The sequence below is a fragment of the Virgisporangium ochraceum genome, from assembly GCF_016863655.1.
GTDB classification, from domain to species: Bacteria; Actinomycetota; Actinomycetes; order Mycobacteriales; family Micromonosporaceae; genus Virgisporangium; species Virgisporangium ochraceum.
In genome coordinates this window covers 99,983-123,390 of record NZ_BOPH01000022.1, presented here as the reverse complement: position 1 = coordinate 123,390, position 23,408 = coordinate 99,983, and the positions used below count along the sequence as shown (strand labels likewise).

Sequence of the window (23,408 nt, the reverse complement as noted above, 5' to 3'; positions counted from 1 at the left end):
TGGCGTTCGTCATCATCGGTCGATGGGTGTCGTGGGGGACGGAGACGGTACCGGGGTGAGCCGCCGGTGCTGATCGCCAGCCTGACCCAGCGGCCGGAACCGATCGACGACGGCTGCGCGTTCCTCCGTCGGGCGTTGGCCGACGATGGCGTCCATCTCGATGACGACGGTTACGTCCGCACCGACGGCGCATTCGGGAACTGGACGTGGTTCACCGTCGAGGAGGCCCGGGAGAGCTTTCGGGGCTCCCCGTGGTTGGACGTCGACCACGACTGTCCGCTCATCGGGCCGACGCTCGGTTACCTGCTCATCCGGAGCATCTACGGCGATGCCGAGGACTGGGCCGACACGGCGACCGCGCTCGTCGTCGCGGGACGCGGCGTCGTCGCCTCGACCGTCACCGGCGGGTACCACGTCGCGGTGAGCAGGCGGCGGCTCCCGCTGACATCCGTCCTGGGCAGGTACGTGCTGGACAACGGCGCCGCGTGGCTGGAACGGAGCTGGGGCCCGTATCACGAAGCCGTGTCCGCCGAGTTCACGCGCGCGTTGACCGCGGCCGGCCTCGACGGGAGCGGGCCGATCGGCTGGTACGAAGGTGCGGACAACCCGTGGCACTGGCAGACGCCCGACGGCGTACCCGGGGCCGACGGGGACGACCGGCACCGGCTGCGGCAGGTCGAGGTCGACCTGTGGCTGTACGACCTCGACGCCGGGTCCGTCGTGGTCCCGGAACCCGAGGCGGTGCCGGAGCCCGAGGCGGCGCCGGAACCGGCCCCGGAACCGGCTCCCGTTCCGGCCGCCGGGTCGACCGTGCGGCGGCCGGGCACCGACGACGGGGAGCGGCCGAGCCTGTCCGACGCGCTGCGGGCGGTCGCCACCCCGGACCTCTACCGTCGGGCCCGGGAGTCGCCGCGTCCCGACCGACTGTGGCCGACGCGCCCGGTCGATCCGGTCACCCGCGTCGTCGACGAGTTCTTCCGGTTGTGGCGGTCGGAGCCCGGCGAGGATCCCGTTACGTCGGCCTGGACCGCCGACGACGTGGAACGGGCCGAAGCGGCGTGGGGGACGGGTACCGACGTGGCGCGGCACGATCTGGCGGTGCTCAACCACCTCGTCGCCCTGGACGACGCCCGCGACGGAAGGATCTCGATGCCCCGGTGGCGTCGGGCACACGAGCACTGGTTGGCGGTCTGGCGATCGGACTCGTTCTGGCGCCTGTTCGATGCCCGGGTGCGCCGGCTCGGCGGCCACGTGCCGACGGACGACCGGCTCGGCTCGCACCCGGCACGCGAGTTCCGCGCGCACCTGCCGACGGTTCTCGCGACGGTGAGCGCCGCCGTCGCGGTGCGGTGGGCCGAGCGCGGCGCGTCCGACGACGTGGTGCTGGAGCACTGGAGGCTCGTCGGATACGACGGCTTCCCCGACCCGGTCCGGGCCGACGCGCGCCGGGCGGCCACCTACTCGATCGTCGACCGGATCAGGTCACACGTCGACGATCCGGGCCCGCTGCGGCGCGGGCGGGCGGAGGCCATCTTGAGCGCCGGGCTCATGCCAGCGGACGCCGCCCGGACCCTGCACGCCCTGACCGCCCCGCCGCTGCGCACCCTCACGGTGGCCGGTGTGCACGGTCTCGACACCCTGTACGACGCGCTGGCGGTGCGGCTGTTGCGGTACGCGGAGAGCGATGGCTGCCCGGTGGACGACGGCCTGGCGATCGGGCTGACGGCAGCGCAGACCGCACGCGGCGACGACATCAGGCGCCGCGTCACCGCGACGATCGACCGCCTGATCGCCCTGAAGCAGCGCGGCCAGAGCCGGGTCGGGGGGTTCACCGCCGTCGCGCCGCAGCGGCCCGACCCGCCGCCGGGGTTCGGTTTCCGGCCGTGACCGCACCGGCCCCCGGCGGACAGCTCACGCGCGGCGGCCGACCGCCTCACCGACCGCCTCACCGACCGGTTCCGCCGCCGGCGGTGCCGGCGTGCGCAGCACAGCCACCGCCACCACCGCCAGCACCAGGAACACCCCCGCGCCGACCCAGCCGACCCCGTGCAGCGCGCCGGTGAACGCGTCGCGGGCCGTGTCGAGCAGGGCGGCGCCCGTCTCGCCGGGAAGGCGGGAGGCGGTCGCGGCGGCCGCGGTGACGCTGTCGTGCGCCGCGGCGGCCGCGTCGGTCGGCACGCCGGACGGCACCGAGTCCTCGAAGCGGCCGCGGTAGATCACCGTCGCCAGGCTGCCCAGCGTCGCGATGCCCGTCGCGATGCCGAACTCGGCGCTGGTCTCCGACACCGACGCGGCGGAGCCGGCCTTCTCCGGCGGCGCCGCGCCGAGCATGACGCCCATCGTGATGCCCATCGGCAGCGAGATGCCGAAGGAGGCGACCACCAGGCCGGTGACCACGTACGGCACCCCGCCATCGGCCGGCACCACCGTGTGGACCAGCAGCCCCGCGCCGGCCAGCGCCAGTCCGAGGGCGATCACGTCGGCCGACCGGAACCTGCGTCCCAGCACGGGCGCGACCACCGAACCGACGACCATCGCGACGTTCTGCGGAACCAGCAGCAGCCCGGCCTGCAACGGCGTGCGCCCCTCGACCACCTGGAGGAACATGCTCGACACCAGGCTCACCCCGGCCATCACCACGCCACCGAACAGCATCACCGACAGGGCGCTGGTGAACGTGCGGTTGGTGAACAGGCTCAGGTCGAGGAGCGGGTCGGCTGAAACAGCTGATCTGTCGCCGAGGGAGGCGACGAGGGACCGCTGGCGGCGCACGAACAGCCACCCGACCACCAGACCGGCGGTGAGCACGGCCACCGGGGTCGGGCTCACGCCGTCCCGTGCGATCGTCTTCAGGCCGTAGATGGCCGGGAGGATCGCGCCGAGCGAGAGCCCGACGGACGCCGGATCGAGGCGGCCGGCGGCGGTGTCGCGGAACTCCGGCAGCAGGAACGGCGCGGTCGCGAGGAGCAGGACCATCACGGGGACGCCGAGCAGGAACGCCGAGCCCCACCAGAAGTGCTCCAGGAGCAGGCCACCCACGAGGGGACCGAGCGTCATGCCGCCCATGAAGCAGGCGAACCAGACGCCGATGGCCGTGGCCATCTCCTTCGGGTCGGGGAACATGTTGCGGATCAACGCCATCGTCGACGGCATCAGCGTCGCGCCGGCCACCCCGAGCGCGGCGCGTGAGGCGATGAGCATCGCCGGGCTCGTGGCGAACGCCGCCACGAGCGACGCGACGGCGAACGCGACCGCGCCGATCAGCAGCAGCCGGCGCCGGCCGATGCGGTCGCCGAGCGTTCCCATCGTGACGAGGAAGCCGGCGAGCAGGAACGAGTAGATGTCGAGGATCCACAGCTGCTCGGTGCTGGTGGCGCCCAGGTCGGCGCTCAACTGCGGCAGCGCCAGGTAGAGCACGCTCACGTCGAGCGACAGCAGCAGCGTGGGAAGCGCGAGAACGGCGAGTCCGACCCACCTCTGATGTGTGTTCACGTACTCCCGACGAACGGGTCGGGCCGGATACGACAGCGCCCGCCGGAATTATCCGAGGATCGCGTCGAGGCCGCGGTCGAAGAGCTCGTCGTCGCTCCACCCACCGTGGGTCGCGCTGGTCGCGGTCGCTCGCCACGTGCTCTCCGTGAGGGCGGACCCGATGACGAAGTTCGCCAGCAACCGGGTGACCACGGCCAGCCGCACGCCGTCGTGGCCGCCGCGCCCCAGGGCGGCCTCGAGGAACGCGGTGCGGGCAACGACGTTGGGACCGAGCATCGGCCGGCCGATCAGGCCGGGCGCCCACGTGTGCCGCAGCATCGCCGCCCGCCAGCCGCCGACCAGGGTGCGGACGTCGTGCCGCCAGTCGTCGGTGGCCGGCGGAACGGGTACGTCGCCGAAGATGTGGTCGACGGCGAGGTCGAGGACGTCCTCCTTGGTGTCGACGTGCCAGTAGAGCGCGGTGGGCGTCACGGCCAGCCGTTCGGCCAGGCGGCGCATGGTGAGGCCCTCGACGTTGCCGACGGGGACCCGGTGCGGCTTATGTACGACGTGGAGGTCCATCCGGAGACGCGCTAGGCGCCGCCGGGGCGGTGGGCCAGCGCGGCCACCCGTTCGGCGCCCAGAGATCAGCCTACGGAGAGTAGCCGGGTGCGGACCTCGTCGGCCTTCGGGTGGCCGAGGCGCGTGAACGTCTCCAGCGCGCGGCCCCAGTGGCGGGCGGCCCCGGCGTCGTCGCCGGCGACCTGCCGGGCCTCGCCGAGGTTGAGGAGCACCTCGGCCTCCGTGGCGGCGTCGCCGAGCTCGCCGAACAGGTCGACCGCCTCCTCGTAGCACAGCCGCGCCTCCTCGTGGTCGCCGCGGAGGCGGTGCACGTAGCCGAGGCTGTCCAGCGTCGACGCCTCGCCGTGCCGGTCGGCGACCTTGCGCAGCAGCTCCAGCGCCTGCTCGATCTGCTCCAGCGCGCGTTCGTGGTCGCCCAGTCCGGCGCGCACCCAGCCGGCGCCGTTGAGGGCCCGGGCCCACCAGAGGCGGTCGCCGGCGGCCTCGAAGAGCTCCACCGACCGGTCGACGTGGGTCAGGGCCTCCCGGTGGCGGTGCTGGGAGATCAGCAGGAACCCGATGTTGTGGTGGGCGCGGCCCTGGCCCACTCCGTCGCCGATCGACCGGTACAGGTCGAGCGACTGGTCGAGGTGGTGCCGGGCGTCGTCGGGCCGGCCCAGCTGGCTGTAGGTGCGGCCGATCTCGCGGTGCGCCTGCGCCCGACCGGGCACGTCGCCCAGCCGCAGCAGCGCGTCCATCGCGACGGTCTGGGTCGCGACGAGGTCGTGCCACTGGGCGCGCCAGTCGAACCACGTGGTCAGCGTCCAGGCGAGCGCCCAGACGTGCCGGTCGAGGCCGTGCTCGGCCGCCGTGCCGATCGCGGCCGCCAGCGCCGCGTGCTCGGCGGCGAACCAGGCCATCGCCGCGTCGTGGTCCTCGTGCGTGGTGACCGTCGTCCCGGCGGCCGGGTCGTCGAGCGCGATCGGCGACCGGCCGGTGTCCTGCTGCAGCGCGGCGGCGTGTGCGGTGTGCAGGTAGTGGTCGAGCATCCGGACGATGGCCGACCGGCGGGCGTCGTCGGACTCGTGCGTGCGGACCAGTTCGCCCGCGTACGCGCGCAGCAGGTCGTGCAGCCGGTACCGGCCCCGGCCCGGCTCGGTGAGCAGGTTCGCCCGCACCAGGTGCCCCAGCAGCACACGGGCGTCGCCGACGGACACCCCCGCGAGGCTGGCCGCCGCCGGTGCCGCGAGGTCGGGTCCGCCGTGCAGGCCCAGCAGCCGGAACAGTCGCGCCGCGCCGGGGTCCAGCTCGCAGTAGGACCACGAGAAGACGACGCGCGCGTTCGTGGTCGGGTCGCCCCCGTCGAACGCGTCGAGCCCACCGGCGGTCTCCCGGAGCTGGGCCGCCTGGTCGGCGAGCGGGCTCCGCGGCCGGGTGGTGGCGTGCGCGGCGGCGATGCCCAGCGCGAGCGGCAGCCGGGCGCACCGGGCGATGATCTCGTCGACGGCGGCGGGCTCGGCGGCCACCCGGTCGGCGCCGAGCCGGCCGGCCAGCAGGTCGCGCGCCTCGTCGTCGCTCAGCAGGTCGAGCGGCAGCGGGTGGGCGCCCTCGGCGGCGACCAGCGGCGTGAGCCGGTCGCGGCTGGTGACGATCACCAGGCAGCCGGGCGTTCCGGGCAGCAGCGGACGGACCTGCCCCGCGTCGCGGGCGTTGTCGAGCACGATGAGGACCCGGCGACCGGCCAACGTGCTGCGGTACAACGCGATCTGGGCGTCGAGGCCGGGCGGCACCCGGTCGACCCCGAGCGCGTCGAGGAACCCGCGTACCGCCTCGGCCGGTTCCATCGCGGCGCAACCGGGGTCGAAGCCGCGCAGGTTCACGTAGAGCTGGCCGTCGGGGAAGTGGTCGGCGATGCGGTGCGCCCAGTGCACGGCGAGGCTGGTCTTGCCGACGCCGGGCGCGCCCGACACGGCGGAGATGACCACAGTGGACGGTGCCGCCCCCGGTGCGGTGCCGTGCAGCAGCGCGTCGAGGCGGTCGAGCTCCTCCGCGCGGCCGGCGAACCCGCGCACCGCCATCGGCAGCTGCGCCGGTCCCGTGGTCGTCCTGGCAACCGGGACCGCGGCCGCGACCGGCGCGACGGCCGCGCCGCGCTCGACGACCTCGCCCACGAACTGGTAGCCGCGACCGTGCACGGTGCGGATGAGCCGCTGCCCGCGGCCGTCGTCGCCGATCGCCCGGCGGGCGGACTTGATGCGGCTGGTGAGCGCCGACTCGGACACGAACCGGTTGCCCCAGACCGCGTCGAGCAGCTCCTCCTTCGACACGACCCGGTGCCGTTCCCGCAGCAGCATCGCGAGAACGCTGAAGACCTGTGGCTCGACCGGTTCGCTGCGTCCGGCGCACCGCAGTTCATAGCGGTCGAGGTCGAGCACGCCACCCGCGAACTCGAAGATCATTGGATCCAGACTACCGACGGCGGGGTCGCGCGCCCCGGATCGGTCGGAGATTGGACACGTCCCCTACGTCGGGTTGAACTCCCACTCCACCTGCTGCACGAGGCCGAGCGCACTGAACGTCACCGTGAAGCCCTCCTCCACGTCGTCCGGGTCGCGCTCGCGCAGGTCGCGCACGAGACGCTCCATTGTGGACGTCGGTCCGCGCGGGTCGTTCGGCACGCGGATCGCGCGGCCGTCCGCCGACGCCGCGACCTCCACGAACGGCCCGGTGCCGGGAATGGTCTCCCAGCTCTCGCCGAGGTGGTTCTTGGTGGCGGGGCGGACCGTGAGCAACACCGTGTCGCCGCGGACCTGGCCGGAGCTGATCTCCATGAACTGCCGGGAGTCGGCCCACTGCTGCCCCGGCGACGCGTCCGGATCGGCCGGGCCGGACGACGACTGCGACGCCGGCGGACCCGACGCTCCCGCCGACGGCGTGGTCGACGTCGTCGACGGGCTGCCCGCACCGGTGTCCCCGCCGGTACCGGTGTCCCCGCCGGGTTCCCCGCGGTCCAGCAACCGGGGGACGAACAGCGCGGCGGCCGCGGCGAGCAGGAGCACCAGCGCACCGGTCACCGCGAGCCACCGCCGGCCCCTACGCCCCCGGGCCGGTGGCGCGGTCACCGGCGGCGCCTCCGGACGCGGCGCCGCCACCACGGATGCCGGCGGCGGTGCCGGGGCCGTGCCGACGAGGCTGCCCCGCGCGACCGCGAGCTCCGGCTGGTCGATCACCCGGGGCGCGACCCCCAGCGCCCGGTGCAGCAGCGTCGCGACGAGCGGTGACCGGCTCGCACCGCCCACCAGGAACACGTCGTCCACAGTGGACACACCGGCGCGCGCGAGCACCCCGACGGTGACGTCCACCGTCCGGTCGAGCACCGGACGCGCGAGCGCGTCGAACTGCTCCCGGCCGAGCGGCGCGTCGCGATCGAGCAGCGGCAGGTGGATGTACGTGCTACTGGCGCGTGACAGCATCTCCCGTCCCGTGCGCACCTGCTCCCACAGGGCGCGCGCGGCCCGCGCGTCGGCGGGGGAGGCCGGCGCGGTGAGCCGGGCCCAGGCGTCGGGATCGCCGGGCGCGTACGCGGCGCCGAGGTGGTCGACGACCGCCGCGTCGAGGTCGAGGCCGCCGCCGTCGTCGAGGCCGTCGGCGGTGACGACCTCGATGCCGGACGCGGTGCGGCGCACCACCGACACGTCGAACGTGCCCGCGCCGATGTCGTAGACGACGGCGCAGCCGCCGACGGGAAGGTGCGCCCCCGCGCCGGTGACGAAGTGCTGGGCGGCCGCGACCGGTTCGGGAACCAGCCGCGCCGCGCCGAGCCCGGCGATCCGGGCCGCCTCGCGGAGCACCTCCTGCCGCGGTGCCGCCCACGCGACCGGGTAGGTGAGCGTCACCTCGAGGTGGCCGTCACCGGCGACCGTGCGTGCCTCGTCGGCGACGCGGCGCAGCACCGCCGCGACGAGGTGGGTGACCGGTACCTCGGCGTGGCCGAGCAGCACCACGCCGTCGTCGATGCGCCGCTTCGGATAGGGCTCGTAACCCTCCGGCGTGGTGGCGGCCGCGTGGACCGCGTCGCGGCCCGTCAGCAGACCGCCGGACCGGTCGACGCACACCGCCGAGGGCAGCACCGGCGCCCCGTCGAACAGGAGCGGGCGCCCGTCGAGCACGGCGACCGTGTTCGACGTGCCGAAGTCCACCCCGAGCCGGACCCGTGGAACCGTCATCCGCCCCACCATAGACAACGGTCACCAGGCTGGCACTGCGACAGCGTCCGGGTCCACAGTGGACGTTCCGGCATAAGTCCTTGTCCGGCCCGCGCGGTGACCGGTAGCGTCCGTGCGGTCACCAGGGAAGGAAGGTGCTCGATGTCCCGGATGCTCACCGTCGTGCCCGCACCGGTCTCCGCGCAGCCGCGGCCCGACGCCGACTTCGAGGTCGACGCGTCGACAGCCATCGTCGCCGTCGACGGGGCCGGCCCGGTCGCGGAGTACCTCGCCGGCATCCTGCGGCCGGCCACCGGTTACGCGTTGCCGGTCGTGGCCGATTCGCGTCCCGGATCGATCACCCTGACCATCGACGGTGGTGACGGCGATCCCGCCGGGTACCGGCTCGACGTCGAGCGCACCGGTGTCGCGCTGCGCGCCGCCGGCGCGGCCGGCCTGTTCGCGGGTGTCCAGACGCTGCGGCAGCTCCTGCCACCGGCCATCGAGGCCGCCGCGAGAGGCAGCGGTCCGTGGACCGTCGCCGGTGGCCACGTCGCCGACCGCCCCCGGTACGCCCACCGCGGCGTGATGCTCGACGTCGTGCGGCACTTCTTCACCATCGCGGAGGTGCGGCGGTTCATCGACCTCGTGGCGCAGTACAAGGTGAACGTGCTGCACCTGCACCTCAGCGACGACCAGGCCTGGCGGCTGGAGATCCGCCGGTGGCCGCGGCTCACCGGGCACGGCGGCAGCACGCAGGTCGGCGGCGGCCCCGGCGGCTTCTACACCCAGGAGCAGTTCCGCGACCTCGTCGCGTACGCGGCCTCCCGGCACATCACGGTGATCCCGGAGCTCGACGTCCCCGGTCACACCACCGCGGCCCTCGCGTCCTACCCGGAGCTCACGTGCGACGGCGTCGAGCCGCCGCTGTTCACCGCGATCGGCAACGCCACCGGCTTCAGCTCGCTGTGCACCGACAAGGAGGTCACCTACCGCTTCGTCGACGAGGTCTTCGCGGAGGTGGCGGCGCTGACGCCCGGCGGGTTCCTGCACATCGGCACCGACGAGACGCACGCGACGCCGGAGGAGGGGTACCTGCGGTTCGTGGAACGGGTGCTGCCGCTGGTGGGCCGGCACGGCAAGACCGTCATCGGCTGGCAGGAGGTGCTGCGCGCCGCCGTGCCGCCGTCGGTGGTCGCGCAGTACTGGGGACGCGGCACCGACGACGCGACGGTCGCCGCCGCGGCCGCCCGGGGCAACCCGGTGATCCTGTCGCCGTCGAAGAGCGCCTATCTCGACATGAAGTACACCGAGGAGACCCCGATCGGCTTCAAGTGGGCCGGTTACGTCGATGTGGACAAGGCGTACGGGTGGGACCCGGAGACCGTCGTCGAGGGGCTGCCGCCGTCGGCCGTGCTGGGCGTCGAAGCTCCCTTGTGGACGGAGACGGTCGAACGGTTCGACCAGGTCGAGTACATGACGTTCCCCCGGCTGCCGGCGATCGCCGAGCTCGGCTGGTCACCCCGGTCGACCCACGACTGGCCCGACTTCCGGCGCCGCCTGGCCGCGCACGGGCCGCGGCTGGCGGTGCAGGGCGTCAACTTCCACCGGTCGGCGCTGATCCCGTGGGAAGAGCAGATCCCGTGGGAAGGCTAGCCAGCACCCGCGCCAGCACGGCGTCGGGCGTGGCCGACTGGTCGGCGCTGTCGTAGCCGCCCGCGGTCACCGCGACCGCGAGGTCGAGATCGGGCAGCACGAACAGCCGCTGCCCGCCGTTGCCCATCGCGGAGACCGTCCGATGTGGACCGACGGTGTCGAGGTACCACTGGTACCCGTAGCGCAGCGTGCCGCCGATCGTCACGTGCGTCCGCAACGCCACGTCGAGCCACGACGCGGGGACGATGCCCAGCCCGTCACCGAGCACGAGCTGACCGACGCGGGCCAGCCCGCGCGGGGTCAGCCGCAGCCCGGACGCCGCCGACGGCACGCCGTCGCCGCCGGCCATCCACTCGAACCGGTCGATGCCCAGCGGCGTGAACAGCTCCGCGCGCGCGAAGTCGGCCAGGCCCTGCCCGGACCCCTTGCTGATGAGCCCACCCAGCAGGGCGGACGCTCCACCGCAGTAGTGCCACTGCCGGCCGGGCTCATCGACGAGTGGCCGCTCCAGGACGAACCGGTACCGGTCCGCCGCCAGCTCCATGGCGATCTCGGCGTTCGCCGGGCCCGTGTAGGGCACGCTCTCGTCCCACTCGACGCCGAGCGTCATCGTGAGGGCGTGCCCGACGGTGCGCGTCGCCCGCTCCGGGTCGGCGGCCAGGTCGGGGTACTCGGGGAAGTGCCGCACCAGCGGCTCGTCCGGTGCCGGCACGAGCCCCCGCTCCAGTGCGATCCCGTACAGCAGCGCGACGACGCTCTTCGTCACCGAACGCATGTCGTGCAGGGTGTCCGGCCCGAAGTCCACGACGCCGAGCGGCACCCCCCAGGAGAAGTCCGGCCCGCTGCCGTACCACTCCTCGACGACGGCGTCCCGCCGCGCGACCACCACCCCGTGAACGGAGCCCAGCTCTGTCAGGTCCATGCCGCGACTCTGCACCCTGACACGGGGAGAGGGTCAACCGGCCAGCACGAGCACGGAGTAGTGGTCGAGCCGGTCGACGGTCACGGTCAGCCGGCCGCCACGGCAGGTCGACGCGGGCGTCGACGCGCCGGTCCGGTCGGGGGAAACCAGCGTGACGCGGCGCGGGCAACGCGGCAGGTCGACGCCCACGGTGACATCGGACTGCGGGCGGATGCCCCGGTCGTAGTTGTGGTTGACGAGGTGGACCGTGCGCAGCCCGTTGCTCAGCAGGCTCACCGACACGTTGGCCGCGCTGACCCGTACCGGTTGCGGCGCGTGGGTGGTGTTGCGGTACAGCCGCCGGTTGTCCTTGTAGAACCGGCTGTACTCCGTGAGGAAGTCGAGCATGCCGAGCTGTTCGGCGGTGGGGCTGCCGACGGTGTCCTTGAGGTGGAAGGCCGGGTACAGCCCGTTGGCGTAGGCCTCGGCGCCGAAGATGCGCCAGTAGTCCTTGCGCTCCTCCAGCGGCAGGTTGAGGTAGCTGGTCATCATGTCGTTGGGCCAGTCGATGAACACGGTCACCGGGACGTCGCCGGCGATCTCCCGGCTGGTGTTCTTCAGGTACCGGTAGTTGGCCTGCAACGACTTCGCCCCGTTGAGGTGACCGTCGAGGACCGGCATGTAGTCGGCGCCGCGGAAGTCGGGCGTCTGCTCGTCGGGGTTCCACGGGTACAAGCCGACGCTGTTGAAGTCCACGTACGGCAGCAGGCCGTTGGAGGTGATGAGGATGGGCCGTTTCGCGTAGCGGCGGAGTTCGTCCACCATGGACTTCCAGTACCGGCGCAGGTACGTCGCGGTGAAGCTGGTGTCGCCGGCGTACATGCGGTTCGCGGTCACCCGTCCCCACTCCGGCGCCAACGGGTTCGCGGCGTTCAGCGGGTCGAGGTTGAGACCGTTGGCCTTGAGGTAGGTGCGGTAGTTGAAGTTGCGGGTCAGGTCGTTCGGCGGCACGTCCCGTCGCGGCCGGTTGTCGGCGGTCATGCCGAACCGCGCCGTCCAGTCGGCGGCCGTGTAGCGCGGGTACTTCGCCAGCAGGTACCGGGTGAAGTCGGCGATCGCGTAGTCGTCGAACCCCTCGTTGCCGTTGAAGCCGTACTTCTGCCCGCCGCTGAAGCCGGCGTTGACCTCGTCGAGGTTGATCCCGTCGACGCCGCCGTCGATCTGGATCTTCGCCCAGCCGAGCAGGTAGGCGCGGTACGCCGGGTTGAAGATGTTGCCGCGCCTGGCCGGTACCGGAAACCCGAACTCGTCGTGGGGCACGGGGTCACCGTTCGCGTCGCGCGTCGACATGTCGTCGAAGATCGCGGGGGACGCGAAGTCGTGCGGGAAGATGACGCTCGCCGTCCCGCTGCCCATGAACGCGGTGCCCTGCGCGTGGTACCGCGCGATCTGGCCGAAGTTGTAGTCGGCGGCCTCGTCGCCGTTCGTCGACCACTTGCCGATCGCGCGGATCGTCGTGTCGGGGCGCAGGGTGTAGACCTGCGGGTCCTCCTGGTCCACGTCGGACTGGCTGAACCCGTACACCGCGAAGTCCCGGGCATCGAAAGTTTTGGTTTTCGCGGCCGCGGGCGATGCCGGAACCACAAGGGAGAGAACGAGACCGAGGGACGTCAACCGCCGTCGCATGGGCGGCAGTGTAACCCCAGGTATCGACACTATTCGAAGAATTTGAGACTGAACCCGGTATCGGTATTGGCACCGGGCATGTTGGCACGCCGGTAGGTGCTGTTGCCCCACCACACGAACGTGCCGGTGTACCAGTAGCGGTTCTCCCACGCGTAGGGCGTGCCCTTCGCCACCCCGTGGTACATGAACGGGAACCGCGGCCCGGCCGGCGGGCTCGTGGCGATGTCGCCCCGCAGCAGCACGAACGTGTGGTGGCCGGGCCCGTCGACGTACAGGGTCGGGTCCCAGCCGGCCATCATCGTGGCGCGGTTCGAGCCGAGGACACAGCCGTTGGACTTGTACCAGTCCCACACGTAGGTCGGGTCGCCCCCGGCGCGCAGTCGCAGGTCGGCGAGGCAGTACTGGGAGCTCCAGCTGCCGTTCGCGGAGTAGACGATGTGCAGCTGGCCGTTCGGGTCGCGGATCGGTTCGGGTCCCTCGTTGATGTACGGGTTGCCGACCACGCGCTCCCAGCTCTCCCGCGGCTGGGAGATGACGAACCGCCCGCCGGTGGTAGCCGTCGGGCTCGACATGCGGGCGATGTAGATGTTCTGCTCCACGTTGGTGTCGCCGGCCCAGCCCGACCACACGAACCACCGCTGGCCGTTGAAGTGGAACATGGCGCCGTCGATGGCCCATTTGTCGTCGGGTGTCACGATGCGCGTCTCGGACGTGTAGCCGCTGTCGGGCGTCGCCGAGCTGATCACGTACATGCGGTGGGCGGCACCGCGTCCGGCGGCGAAGTAGATGTGGTACCGGCCGCCGTCCTGCACGATCTCCGGTGCCCAGACCTCACCCAGGTTGCGGTGTCCGACCAGACCTGCCGGCTGGCCGCCGAGGCCAACCCGTCGGGCGAGGACGCCTGCCGCACGTGGATCCCGCCACCCGCCGACTGGGCAGAGATGTACGTGCCACCCACGCGGATCACGCTGGGGTCGGCGGCGCGCAGGCTCGTGCGTCCCAGCGGCACCGGCCCCTCGGCCCCGGCCGGCACCGCCGCACCGAGCCCGGCGAACGCGAGCGTGAGAACGAGAAGACCACGGAAGACCAGCATCGTCACGCTCCTCGGCGGTGCACCGCGACAGCACGGGCAAAGCCGGCGCCCGCCCGCGCCAGAAGCGGCTCCCGCGACCGGGACGGCGAGATCGACCAGTCGCGAGAGCGCTCTCTGAAGCATCACCGGTCAGGCCCGGTCCGTCAATACGTCGACCGTGACGGATGCGTTCGCGGTGGCGACGAGATCACCCGGCGTTCCGGGCGCCGGACCCGGGCCGCGGACAGCGACCGGGCACACAGGAACATCATCGCGCCAGGATGATGTTCATCTGTGCCCGGTCGCCGCCCAGGCACGCGGAAGCGCCGGCGTCACCGATGTGGCGGCAGTCGTTGACAAGCCGATCACCCGGCTCACAGCATAGACGGACATCGACATAACGGGGGATCGGATGGCATCTCGTGCTGTGCGCACCATCGTCGGGTTCGGCGTCGTCGTGGCGGTCGCCCTCGGGTTCCAGGCCGGGCTCCAAGCAGGGGGACCGGCGCTCGCCGCCGACCCGCAGCCGCTCACACTGTTGCACTTCAACATGGCCGGCGCGACCCTCAACAACGGCCAGTACCCGATCATCGGGCGGATCATCCGGGAGGTGCAGGAGCGCCGGCCCGACGTCATCTCGCTGAACGAGGTCTGCGACCGGCAGTACGCGCACCTGCTGATCCAGCTCCAGGCCATCGGCTACCCGATGGTCGGGTACTTCCAGAAGTCGCGCACATTCGTCGGGACCTGCGTGCGCCTGCCCGACACGCGTCACGTCGCCGGCAACGCCATCCTGGTGCGGGGCACCCTCACCGCCGACCAGGGCTACATCTTCACCACCGGCCACGTGCTGCAGGCCCGCGAGTCGCCGTCGGTCAGCGAGTCGCGCAGCGTCGCCTGTGTCAGCGCGGTGCTCGCCGCGGGCGGCCGGTCGGTGAAGGCGTGCTCGACCCACCTCGCGCCGAAGGACTCGGGCCAGGCGAACCCCTACGCGGCGCCCGAGGCCGAGGCGCGCGAGCTGGCGCGGGTGTTCGGTCCGGAGGCGGCCGCCGGGCCGTTCCTCCTGCTGGGTGACCTCAACCTGCTGCCCGGCAACGCGGCGCTGAACAGCCTCTACCCGCCGGCGGGCGCGTTCTCGGAGGTCGACCAGTTCCGGCACTGCACGGCCGGATCGTGCGGCGGGCCGGTGCAGGGAGGCCTGCCCTCACACGGGGAGGGGAAGATCGACTACACGTTCGTGAGCCGGAGCCACTTCACCTTCGCGTACCAGAACGTGCAGATGGTCGACGCCGGCAACTGCGACAGCCACGCCTGCTCCGACCACCGCCTCTTCCGCAGCGAGGTGACGCTCAACCAGGAATCGTGACGCGGCCGGGGAGGGAGCGGCCGGACTCGCCGGCGCGGTTGGTGGCGGTCACCACGAACTCGTAGTCGTGGCCGGGGACGAGACCCGTGGCGACCGCGCTGGTGCCGGTGACCGTCACCCGGGGCTCCACGAAGTCGGCCTGCCCGGCGGTGACGTCGCGCTGGTACACCTTGTAGGTCACCTTGCCCGGCGTCGCCGTCCAGGTGATCGTCGCCGTTCCGCCGGGGCCCGGCGTGGCGGCCACGTTGCCGGGCGGTACGGGCAGCCCCTTGAAGGCGATCGCGCGGGCGCGGGTCCACGGGCCGGCGCCGCCGCCACCGACGGCGCGCACGCGGAACTCGTACTCGTGGCCGTGGGTCAGGCCGCCGACGATCCGCTTCGTCTGCGCCGCGCGGGGCAGGTCGAGCCGGGTGAACTGGCCCTCGCCGGCGGTGACGTCGCGCTTCTCCAGGATGTACCGCCAGGCGCGGCGCGGCGCGGTCCACTCGAGCCAGATCTCGCCGCTGCCCTCGGCGTTGGCGACGAAGTCGCCGGGCGCCTCGGGTGGCGCGACCGTCGCGGTCGCCTGGACCGGGTCGGAGTGCCTGCCCTCGCCGGCGCCGGTCGCGGCGGTCACCCGGTACTCGTACCGGTGCCCGTTCTTCAACAGGTCGACGAGCATCGACGGCTCGGACACCTCGCGGGGAAGCCGCACCCACTGCAGCTGCCCGGCGGTGAGGTCCTTCTGGTACACGCGGTACTGCGCGCCCTGCCCGGCCGCCGCCCACGACAGCTGCACCCGCCCGTCCTCGTCGGGGCGGGCGGCCAGCGTGGTCGGTGGTGCGGGCAGCGTCGCCTGGTCGCGCGCGGCGGGCGGCCACGGGACCTCGACGAAGCGCGGCCGGTACAACCGGGCGTCGGTGTAGAGGTCGGCCTGTTCGAGGCTGTTGACGTTGTACGAGAACAGCAGCCGGCCCTTGTGCGCGAGGTGCGGGTGCAGCGTGGCGTCGTAGACGATGACCGGGCGCTGGTCGTTGGTCTCGGGGACCCGGAACAGCTCCACCGGGTCGGTGAACGGACCGGTGAGCGCCGCGGCCGTGTAGGCGACCACCGACGAGTTCAGCGGCAGGTGCGACTCCATGCTGATGAGCACCCACTGGCCGCCGATCCGGTCGACCGAGAAGCTGGTGCCGACGCCGCTGGCCAGCCGGGCGGAGCGCGCCTCCTCGGGCGACCAGGACGTGCCGTCCCAGAACTCCCACGCGCCGGTGAGCTTGCCGACGGGCACCCGGGCCAGGTGGGCGAACTGGAAGTCGTCGGTGCGCTCCGACCCGTAGACGTACGTGAAGCCGCCATCGTCCACGATGGACTGGCCCCACGCGATGCCGCGGGTGAGCGGCAGCGGCTTCGTGTCGGCCACGGTGAGGTGCGGCAGGGCCAGGCTGACCAGCGACGTGGAGGTGCGCTGCACGTCGAGCACGCCGGGGCCGGTCTTCGCGTAGTGGTTCACGACCACGCGCAGGAGGTCGCCGTCGACGACGGCGTCGCCGACCCAGCAGCCGAGGCCCACCTTGTCGTCGCACATCAGCGACAGCGGGATCGTCGGCGAGCCGCCGTGCAGGGTCGAGGTCAGCTCCTTGCGGGTCTGCACGACGAGGCTGTTGTGGACCATCGCCTGGTTGGCCGGCCGGGTGTTGTCGGCGCCGACCGAGCCGAGGAACGTGTCGGAGAACAGCCAGCCCACCTGGTCGCCGGGGAGGTCGACGGAGACCGTGCGGTCGCCGCCGGTCCAGTGGAAGCCGGGCGCGTCGCCGTAGCGGGTCCACATGTCGTTGAGCTCGGCCGCCGACATGGCCGCCTGTCCCGACGGACCCGCCGACGGCGCGACGCGGGCCTCCGGCGGCGCGTCGGTGCCGGTGACGACGTAGGCGACCGCGCCGCTGCCGAGCACGAGGACGGCGAGGGCCGCCAGCACCAGCCGCAGCCGCCGTCCCCGTTCGTCGGTCACGAAGGGCACGATATCCCGACATCGCCCTCGATCACTTCAACGATTCGGTTTCACTGCCGCCGGTGGCGGTAGTGGTGCACGACGAGCGTCGCCGCGCAGGCGAGCGTGACCAGCCCGAAGCCGATGCCGGCGAGCACGTTCGCGCCGGCGGCCGAGGCGGTGGCGTTGGCGGCGGCGCTGACGATCAGCAGCAGCCACAGGACGGGGCGCAGCATCCCGCCCCGGTCGTCGGTGTCGTCACTCATGCCGACCACGCTATGGAGGCGGGCGGTCGCCGACGATCCCGCCTGCGCGCCGGTCGGGGTACAGCAGGCTGTACTTTCCGTTCCGCGGTGCGGCCGGCGCACCTTCCGTGGCCTATCGTCTGGCCGGGAGGTGCGCATGCCGGTCGGCGAGGGGTCCGCCGCGGTCGAGGCCGCGCCGCGCGGTCGCGGCCGCATGGTGCGGCGGTATCTCCGTGACCGCGTGCGCGTGGCCGTCGATGCCCTGGAGCATCTGGTGGGTGGCCTCGGCACGTCGATCCTGGCGCTCGCGGCGCTGGTGCTCCTGGCCGTGGTGGCGGTCCTGTGCGTGTTCGGGATCGGCCTGCTCATGGTGCCGGCGGCCCTGCAGGTCGCCCGGTCGGCCGCCGACCGGGAACGGGCCCGGCTGTCGCGGTGGGGGTCGCACCTGCCCGGTCCGCCGCCGGTGCCCGGCGGGGTGCGCGCGGCGCTGCGCGACCCGTGGGTGCGGCGCGAGCTCGCGTTCGTCGCCGCCCACGGCACGCTCGGGTTCGCGATCGGCACGCTGGGGCTGGGTCTGCCGCTCAGCGTCGTCCAGTACGTGACGTTCCCGCTGTGGTACCGGGCGCTGCCGCCCGACCTGGGTGGGCCGGGCTTCGTGTACTGGCGGATCGACGGTCTGCCCGACGCCCTGGCCGTCGCGCTGATCGGCGTGGGAATCCTCGCCGTCGCGGTGGCCGCGGGTCCGGGGCTGGCCCGGTGGCAGGCGTCGACGGGCCGGCGGCTGCTGGCACCGCCGCGCGACGTCGACGTGTCGCTGCGCATCGCCGAGCTGACCGCGACGCGCGCGGCCGCGCTCGACGCGCACGCGGTCGAACTGCGGCGGATCGAGCGGTCCCTGCACGATGGTGCCCAGAACCGCCTCGTCGCGGTGAACGTCCTGATCGGTGCGGCCCGGCGGGCCCTCGACCGCGACCCGGCCACCGCCGGCGAGGTCCTCGGCCGGGCGCAGGACGCCGCGGAGCTCGCGCTCGCGGAGCTGCGCACCGTCGTGCGCGGCATCCTGCCGCCGGTGCTCGACGACCGCGGGCTCGCGGGCGCGCTCGCCGGCCTGGCCAACGGGGCCGGGGTGCCGTGCACGGTGGAGGTCGACGTGCCGGGACGCTGCGCCGCCTCGGTCGAGGCGACCGCGTACTTCGTGGTGGCGGAGGCGCTCACGAACGTCACCAGGCACAGTGGAGCGCGCACGGCGGCGGTGACGGTCCGCCGCGAGGGTGAGCGGCTGCTGCTGCGGATCGTCGACGATGGCCGCGGCGGCGCCGACGCGACCCGTGGCTCCGGCCTCGCCGGGATCCGCCGGCGCGTGGAGGCCTACGACGGCCGGTTCGAGCTGACCAGCCCACCCGGTGGGCCGACGACGATGGACGTGGAGCTGCCGTGCGGATCGTGATCGCCGAGGACGACGCGCTGCTGCGCGAAGGGCTGGCCCTGCTGCTGCGGGCCGAGGGGCTCGACGTGGTGGCGACGACCGACGGGCCGGACGCGTTCCTGTCCGCTGTGGACGGTCACGAGCCCGACGTGGCGATCGTCGACGTCCGGATGCCACCGACGCACACCGACGAGGGCATCGTCGCCGCGGTCGAGGCCCGCCGCCGGCACCCGGACCTGGCGGTGCTGGTGCTGTCGGCGTACGTGGAGCAGGCGTTCGCCACCGACCTGCTGGCCGGCGGCGCGGTGCGCCTGGGCTACCTGTTGAAGGAGCGCGTGGGCCGGGTGGAGGAGTTTCTCGAGGCGCTGCACCGCGTCGCCGACGGTGGCACCGCCATCGACCCGGAGGTGGTCGGCCAGCTGCTCGCCCGCAGCCGCCCCGACAGCACGCTGAGCCGGCTCAGCCCGCGCGAGCGCGACGTCCTCGCGCTGATGGCCGAGGGACTGGGGAACACCGCGATCGCCGAGCGGCTGTTCGTCACCGAGGGGGCCGTGCACAAGCACATCCGCAGCATCTTCGCGAAGCTCGACCTGGCTCCCGACGACCGGGCCGACCGGCGGGTCACCGCGGTGCTGCGCTACCTCGACGACACCCAGCGACGCTGACCGATAGGGTGCGCGCATGGGCCTCTACGACACGCGGTGCGCGATCACCGGGATCAGCCTGTTCACCGCCGACGCGGTGATGGTCGGGCTGGACGGCTCCCGTCCGGTCACCCTCGGCGTCGCCGGTGGGTACAACGGCTACGGCGTCATCGAGAACGTCGTCGAGGACCGCAACACCGAGCTGATCATGGCCTACGTCCTCGACCGGGCGCGCGAGGGCCGGATGACGTTCCACCCCGACTACAAGCGGGATCTCGGCGCCCCGCCGCGCGACATCGAGAGCGTGCTCGCCTACTTCGAACGGAACTTCTGCGACTCGTCCGACGAGTACCCGGCGCTGGCGTTGGACGGCCGCCCGATCGTCTACTGCATGGTCTCGAAGCTGGTCTGGGACGCGGTCGGCCGGGCGGTCGCGGCCGGCCGGGCGACGGTGGAGGACATGTTCGCCGACGTGTTCGGCGACTCGCCGGTCGCCGCGGAAATCTACCGGTCCGCGCTGCACGAGGTCACCGACCAGCTCCGGGACATGTACGCGGTCTCCTCCTTCCTGCGCGCGCACGGGCTCGCCTGGCAGCCCCCGGACCTCGACGAGCACGGGATGGTGTACTCCGACGAGGAGGTGGCGGCGTTCGTGAGCGGGGCGAGGGTCCGGTTCGCCGAGGTGCCGGTGGTCCTCGGGGCGCTCGACCGCCACGCCGAGGAGCAGCGCCGCTTCGCGGACGACTGAGTACAGCCTGCTGTACCACGATCGGCCCACAGGCTGGATCGATCATCGACCGGCGTCGCCATAGCGTTCTCCGTGTACGCAGAATCCTTGCGAGATAACGGAGAAACCGATGTCCGTCTACGTTGGACAGACCGTCGAGGCGGCGGTGCGCGTCGAACAGCTCACCCGCACCTACGGCACCGGGCCGCAGGCGGTCGCCGCGCTCGCGGGGGTCGACGTGCAGTTCCACCGCGGCACGTTCACGGCGGTGATGGGGCCGTCCGGCTCCGGCAAGAGCACGCTGCTGCAGACCGCGGCCGGCCTGGACCGCCCGACGTCCGGGCGGGTGTGGATCGGCGCGACCGACCTCACCGGGATGTCGGAGACGAAGCTGACGAAGCTGCGCCGTGACCGGATCGGCTTCGTCTTCCAGGCGTTCAACCTCGTCAACGCGCTCACGGTCGAGGAGAACATCCTGCTGCCGCTGCGTCTGGCCGGCATGAAGCCGGACCACGCCTGGCTCGGCCACGTCGTGGAGCGGGTGGGACTGCGGGAACGCCTGCACCACCGGCCGTCCGCGCTGTCGGGTGGGCAGCAGCAGCGGGTCGCCATCGCCCGGGCGCTGGCGACGCGTCCCGAGGTGATCTTCTGCGACGAGCCGACCGGTGCGCTCGACACCGAGACCGCGGCCGACGTGCTGACCCTGCTGCGAGCGGTGGTCGACGAGAGCCGCCAGACGGTCGTGATGGTGACGCACGACCCGGTGGCCGCCTCGTACGCCGACCGCGTGCTCGTGCTCGCCGACGGCCGGATCGTGCGCGACCTTCCGCAGCCGGGCGTCGACCGGATCGCCGAGCAGCTGGCCTCGCTGGGTCGCCGTCGCGTGGTGGCGTCATGACGCGGCTGGCACTGCGGATGCTGCGGCACCGCCCCGGGTCGGCGGTCGCCACGCTGATCGCGCTCGCCACGGGCGTCATGATCCTGATGGCGATGGGCGCGCTCGTCGAGTCGGGACTGCGGTACGAGCCGGCGCCGGTGCGCTACGCCGCCGCCGACATCGTGGTCGCGCATCGCGACCTCACGGTGACCACCAGGACGTTCGGCGAGGTCCAGACGTCGACGGTGCGGCTGCCGGAGGGCGGGACCGTGCCCGCCGACCTGGTCGGCCGGCTCCGCGCCGTTCCGGGCGTCGCGACCGTCGCGGCCGACGCCACCGTCCCGGTCATGCTGTCGTCCACTGTGGTCGGTGGTCACGGGTGGGGCGCCGCGTCCCTGGCGCCGTACCGGCTCGTCGACGGCGCCGCCCCGGCTGGCGACGACGAGATCGTGGCCGACCGGCGGCTCGGGCTCGCGCCCGGGCAGCGGGCCGACGCCGTCGTCGCCGGAACCGCGCGCACGTACCGGGTGAGCGGCGTCGCCGACGGCCCCGCGGCCGCGGTGTTCTTCACCGACACCCACGCCGCGGCCCTGTCCGGTGGCCGGGTCTCCGTCGTCGGCGTGATCGCCGACCCGGGCGGCGACCGCGGCGCCGTGCTCGCCGCGGTGCGCGGGCTGGCCGACGCGGCCGGCGCGACCGCACACACCGGGTCCGATCGCGGCCTGGTCGAGGGGTCCGACGGGCTCGCCGCCCGGGACCTGCTCATCCAGGCCGGTGGCGCGTTCGGTGGCTACGTCGTGCTGCTGATCGTGTTCGTCGTCGCCGCGACCGTCGGCCTGTCGGTGCGGCACCGCCGCCGCGACCTGGCGCTGCTGCGGGCGGTCGCCGCGACCCCCGGCCAGGTCCGCAAGATGATCATGGTGGAGGCCGGGCTCGTCAGCCTCGCCGCGGCGGCGGTCGGCGTGCCGGCCGGGTTCCTCGCCACCCGCTGGGTGCGGCGCGAGCTCGTCGACCGGGGCTTCGTGCCGGAGAGCTTCCCGTTCAGCGACGGCGCGGTCGCGGTCGCGGCGGCGGCGTTCTGCACGGCCCTCGTCGCCGTGCTCTCCGCGCTCGTCGCCGCCCGCCGGGTCACCGCGATCCGGCCGGTGGAGGCGCTCGGCGAGGTCGCCGTCGAGCCGCCGCGCAGTGGCCGGGTGCGGCTCGTGTCCGGGCTCGTGGCGCTGGCCGGTGCCGGTTCGTCGGGCGCGTTCACGCTCGGTGCCGGGGGACAGGCGGCCCTCGCCGGGGCGATCGGCATGCTGTACCTGTTCGTGACCGCCGTCGGCCTCCTCGCGCCGTGGATCAACCGGGGTGCCGCCCGCGTGCTCGCACCGGTGCTGCGCCTGGTGTGGGGGTCCAGCGGCTACCTCGCGACGGCCAACCTGAAGGCGAACGCGCGCGGCATGGCCGCCGTGCTCACCGCGCTGGTGCTGTCGGTCGGGCTCGGTGGCTCGGTGTGGTTCCTGCAGAACAACCTGGAGCGGCAGACGGTGGCGCAGAGCCGCGACGGCCTGCTCGCCCAGCACGCGCTCGTGGCACCGGGCGGACTGCCGGCGTCCACAGTGGACGAGGTCCGCCGGGTCGCCGGGGTCGAGGCCGCCACGTCGGTGCGGCGCACGTCGGTGGTCGTGAAGTTCCTGGACGCGGCGGAGACGGTCAGCGCGCAGGCGGTCGATCCGGTCGGCCTGGCGTCCACGATGGACCTGCGGGTGACCGACGGCGACCTGGCCGACCTGCGCGGCACCGACACCGTCGCGGCGTCGTCGATCCGCGCGTCGTCGAGCGGCTGGAAGGTCGGCGACCGCGTGGAGTTCTGGCTCGGCGACGGCACCCCCGTGACGCCGCGGCTGGTGGCGGTCTACGAGCGCGGCCTCGGGTTCGGCGACGTCACGCTGACCCGCGACACGGTCGCCGGTCACACCGCCCGCGACCTGGACGACGAGATCCTCGTCCGGGGCGATCCCGGCGACCTCGCCGCGCGGTTCCCGGGCACCACGCTCGTCGCCACGGACAGCCTCACCCGGCAGCTCGCCGACGACCTCGCGGTCAGCGCCTGGCTGAACAAGCTGCTCGTCGCCGTGATGGTCGGCTACGCCGCGCTGGCGGCCGCCAACACGATGGTCATCGCGGCGCTCGGGCGGCGGCGGGAACTGGCGGTGCTGCGGCTGGTGGGCGTCACCCGCGGCCAGGCGAAGCGGATGGTCCACGCCGAACAGGCCGGGCTGCTGGGGGTCGCGGTCGTGACGGGCGCGTCGATCGCGCTGGCGACGCTCGCGATGGTGGTGAACTCGGTGACCGGTGAGCCGGTGCCGTACGTGCCCCCACTGGGCTGGGCGACGGTGATCGGCGGCACGGCGCTGCTGGCACTGCTCACCACGGTGCTCCCGATCGGCCGGCTGTTGCGGGCGTCACCCATCGAGCACATGGGAGTCAAAGAGTGAGGCGCTACTGGCGGCGATGTAGCTGACGCGATGCGATCGTGGTGTCGTGATCCGCGAGCGGCTCACAACACCACGATCGAGCGCCGCTACCTAGGCCGGGTTGAGTAGCCGGGCCGAGGTGGCGG

18 protein-coding genes are annotated in these 23,408 nt (G+C 73.2%); 8 read left to right on the top strand and 10 right to left on the bottom strand.

What is annotated here, in order from left to right:
• Window positions 1-66: 66 nt before the first annotated feature.
• A complete protein-coding gene (locus Voc01_RS09605; protein ID WP_203926959.1) occupies window positions 67-1,887 on the top strand; it encodes a hypothetical protein in 1,821 nt (606 codons plus the stop codon).
• A 24-nt stretch (window positions 1,888-1,911) separates the two neighbouring features.
• On the opposite strand, the gene Voc01_RS09600 is transcribed toward Voc01_RS09605, so the two are convergent.
• From Voc01_RS09600 to Voc01_RS09585, 4 genes are all read right to left on the bottom strand, one after another.
• Complete coding sequence (locus Voc01_RS09600) at window positions 1,912-3,492, bottom strand: MFS transporter (RefSeq protein ID WP_203926958.1); 1,581 nt, start codon at window positions 3,490-3,492, stop codon at window positions 1,912-1,914.
• A 48-nt stretch (window positions 3,493-3,540) separates the two neighbouring features.
• Window positions 3,541-4,053, bottom strand: coding sequence for a TetR/AcrR family transcriptional regulator (locus Voc01_RS09595; protein WP_203926957.1), 513 nt, complete (start codon window positions 4,051-4,053; stop codon window positions 3,541-3,543).
• 65 nt (window positions 4,054-4,118) lie between these two features.
• Window positions 4,119-6,491: an ATP-binding protein gene (locus Voc01_RS09590; protein WP_203926956.1), complete on the bottom strand. Its 2,373-nt coding sequence runs from the start codon at window positions 6,489-6,491 to the stop codon at window positions 4,119-4,121.
• 63 nt (window positions 6,492-6,554) lie between these two features.
• Window positions 6,555-8,258, bottom strand: a complete 1,704-nt coding sequence (locus Voc01_RS09585; RefSeq protein ID WP_203926955.1) for an Hsp70 family protein — start codon at window positions 8,256-8,258, stop codon at window positions 6,555-6,557.
• A gap of 141 nt (window positions 8,259-8,399) precedes the next feature.
• Between Voc01_RS09585 and Voc01_RS09580 the strand changes: the two genes are divergently transcribed.
• On the top strand, window positions 8,400-9,893 hold the full coding sequence (locus Voc01_RS09580) for a beta-N-acetylhexosaminidase (RefSeq protein ID WP_203926954.1): 1,494 nt from the start codon (window positions 8,400-8,402) through the stop codon (window positions 9,891-9,893).
• Here the strand turns inward: Voc01_RS09580 and Voc01_RS09575 are convergent.
• Genes Voc01_RS09575 through Voc01_RS52940 form a run of 4 tightly spaced genes read right to left on the bottom strand, consistent with a single transcriptional unit; the run spans window position 9,835 to window position 13,573 of the window.
• Window positions 9,835-10,815 (bottom strand): serine hydrolase domain-containing protein, encoded by a 981-nt coding sequence (locus Voc01_RS09575; RefSeq protein ID WP_203926953.1) that lies wholly within the window; start codon window positions 10,813-10,815, stop codon window positions 9,835-9,837. The two genes, Voc01_RS09580 and Voc01_RS09575, sit on opposite strands and share 59 nt — an antisense overlap.
• A 33-nt stretch (window positions 10,816-10,848) precedes the next feature.
• Complete coding sequence (locus tag Voc01_RS09570) at window positions 10,849-12,480, bottom strand: hypothetical protein (protein ID WP_203926952.1); 1,632 nt, start codon at window positions 12,478-12,480, stop codon at window positions 10,849-10,851.
• 29 nt (window positions 12,481-12,509) lie between these two features.
• A complete protein-coding gene (locus Voc01_RS09565; RefSeq protein WP_239160077.1) occupies window positions 12,510-13,292 on the bottom strand; it encodes a family 43 glycosylhydrolase in 783 nt (260 codons plus the stop codon).
• Entirely contained in the window at window positions 13,223-13,573 is a 351-nt protein-coding gene (locus Voc01_RS52940; RefSeq protein WP_239160076.1) for a hypothetical protein, read from the bottom strand. Before Voc01_RS52940 ends, Voc01_RS09565 begins: the two co-directional genes overlap by 70 nt.
• Window positions 13,574-13,964: 391 nt before the next feature.
• Between Voc01_RS52940 and Voc01_RS09560 the strand changes: the two genes are divergently transcribed.
• Window positions 13,965-14,918: an endonuclease/exonuclease/phosphatase family protein gene (locus Voc01_RS09560; RefSeq protein ID WP_203926951.1), complete on the top strand. Its 954-nt coding sequence runs from the start codon at window positions 13,965-13,967 to the stop codon at window positions 14,916-14,918.
• Here Voc01_RS09560 and Voc01_RS09555 read toward each other — a convergent pair.
• A complete protein-coding gene (locus Voc01_RS09555) occupies window positions 14,902-16,905 on the bottom strand; it encodes a DUF5005 domain-containing protein (RefSeq protein ID WP_203926950.1) in 2,004 nt (667 codons plus the stop codon). The two genes, Voc01_RS09560 and Voc01_RS09555, sit on opposite strands and share 17 nt — an antisense overlap.
• A gap of 50 nt (window positions 16,906-16,955) precedes the next feature.
• Entirely contained in the window at window positions 16,956-17,150 is a 195-nt protein-coding gene (locus tag Voc01_RS09550) for a hypothetical protein (protein WP_203926949.1), read from the bottom strand.
• A 136-nt stretch (window positions 17,151-17,286) separates the two neighbouring features.
• On the opposite strand from Voc01_RS09550, the gene Voc01_RS09545 reads away from it, so the two are divergent.
• The 5 genes from Voc01_RS09545 to Voc01_RS09525 all read left to right on the top strand — a co-directional run bounded on the left by Voc01_RS09545 (window position 17,287) and on the right by Voc01_RS09525 (window position 23,283).
• Window positions 17,287-18,576 (top strand): sensor histidine kinase, encoded by a 1,290-nt coding sequence (locus Voc01_RS09545; protein ID WP_239160075.1) that lies wholly within the window; start codon window positions 17,287-17,289, stop codon window positions 18,574-18,576.
• Entirely contained in the window at window positions 18,564-19,220 is a 657-nt protein-coding gene (locus Voc01_RS09540) for a response regulator (RefSeq protein ID WP_203926948.1), read from the top strand. Before Voc01_RS09545 ends, Voc01_RS09540 begins: the two co-directional genes overlap by 13 nt.
• Before the next feature lie 16 nt (window positions 19,221-19,236).
• On the top strand, window positions 19,237-19,947 hold the full coding sequence (locus Voc01_RS09535; protein ID WP_203926947.1) for a hypothetical protein: 711 nt from the start codon (window positions 19,237-19,239) through the stop codon (window positions 19,945-19,947).
• A gap of 109 nt (window positions 19,948-20,056) precedes the next feature.
• Complete coding sequence (locus Voc01_RS09530; protein ID WP_203926946.1) at window positions 20,057-20,824, top strand: ABC transporter ATP-binding protein; 768 nt, start codon at window positions 20,057-20,059, stop codon at window positions 20,822-20,824.
• Window positions 20,821-23,283: an FtsX-like permease family protein gene (locus tag Voc01_RS09525; protein WP_203926945.1), complete on the top strand. Its 2,463-nt coding sequence runs from the start codon at window positions 20,821-20,823 to the stop codon at window positions 23,281-23,283. The genes Voc01_RS09530 and Voc01_RS09525 overlap by 4 nt, the downstream gene beginning before the upstream one ends.
• The last annotated feature ends 125 nt before the right edge of the window (window positions 23,284-23,408 follow it).

Bases quoted from the DNA above. Each gene is read 5' to 3' on its own strand.
- Voc01_RS09585 (WP_203926955.1), bottom strand. From the start codon at position 8,258: ATGACGGTTCCACGGGTCCGGCTCGGGGTGGACTTCGGCACGTCGAAC.
- Voc01_RS09545 (WP_239160075.1), top strand. From the start codon at position 17,287: ATGCCGGTCGGCGAGGGGTCCGCCGCGGTCGAGGCCGCGCCGCGCGGT.
- Voc01_RS09530 (WP_203926946.1), top strand. From the start codon at position 20,057: ATGTCCGTCTACGTTGGACAGACCGTCGAGGCGGCGGTGCGCGTCGAA.
- Voc01_RS09590 (WP_203926956.1), bottom strand. From the start codon at position 6,491: ATGATCTTCGAGTTCGCGGGTGGCGTGCTCGACCTCGACCGCTATGAA.
- Voc01_RS09550 (WP_203926949.1), bottom strand. From the start codon at position 17,150: ATGAGTGACGACACCGACGACCGGGGCGGGATGCTGCGCCCCGTCCTG.
- Voc01_RS52940 (WP_239160076.1), bottom strand. From the start codon at position 13,573: ATGCTGGTCTTCCGTGGTCTTCTCGTTCTCACGCTCGCGTTCGCCGGG.
- Voc01_RS09560 (WP_203926951.1), top strand. From the start codon at position 13,965: ATGGCATCTCGTGCTGTGCGCACCATCGTCGGGTTCGGCGTCGTCGTG.
- Voc01_RS09580 (WP_203926954.1), top strand. From the start codon at position 8,400: ATGTCCCGGATGCTCACCGTCGTGCCCGCACCGGTCTCCGCGCAGCCG.
- Voc01_RS09575 (WP_203926953.1), bottom strand. From the start codon at position 10,815: ATGGACCTGACAGAGCTGGGCTCCGTTCACGGGGTGGTGGTCGCGCGG.
- Voc01_RS09570 (WP_203926952.1), bottom strand. From the start codon at position 12,480: ATGCGACGGCGGTTGACGTCCCTCGGTCTCGTTCTCTCCCTTGTGGTT.
- Voc01_RS09525 (WP_203926945.1), top strand. From the start codon at position 20,821: ATGACGCGGCTGGCACTGCGGATGCTGCGGCACCGCCCCGGGTCGGCG.
- Voc01_RS09535 (WP_203926947.1), top strand. From the start codon at position 19,237: ATGGGCCTCTACGACACGCGGTGCGCGATCACCGGGATCAGCCTGTTC.
- Voc01_RS09595 (WP_203926957.1), bottom strand. From the start codon at position 4,053: ATGGACCTCCACGTCGTACATAAGCCGCACCGGGTCCCCGTCGGCAAC.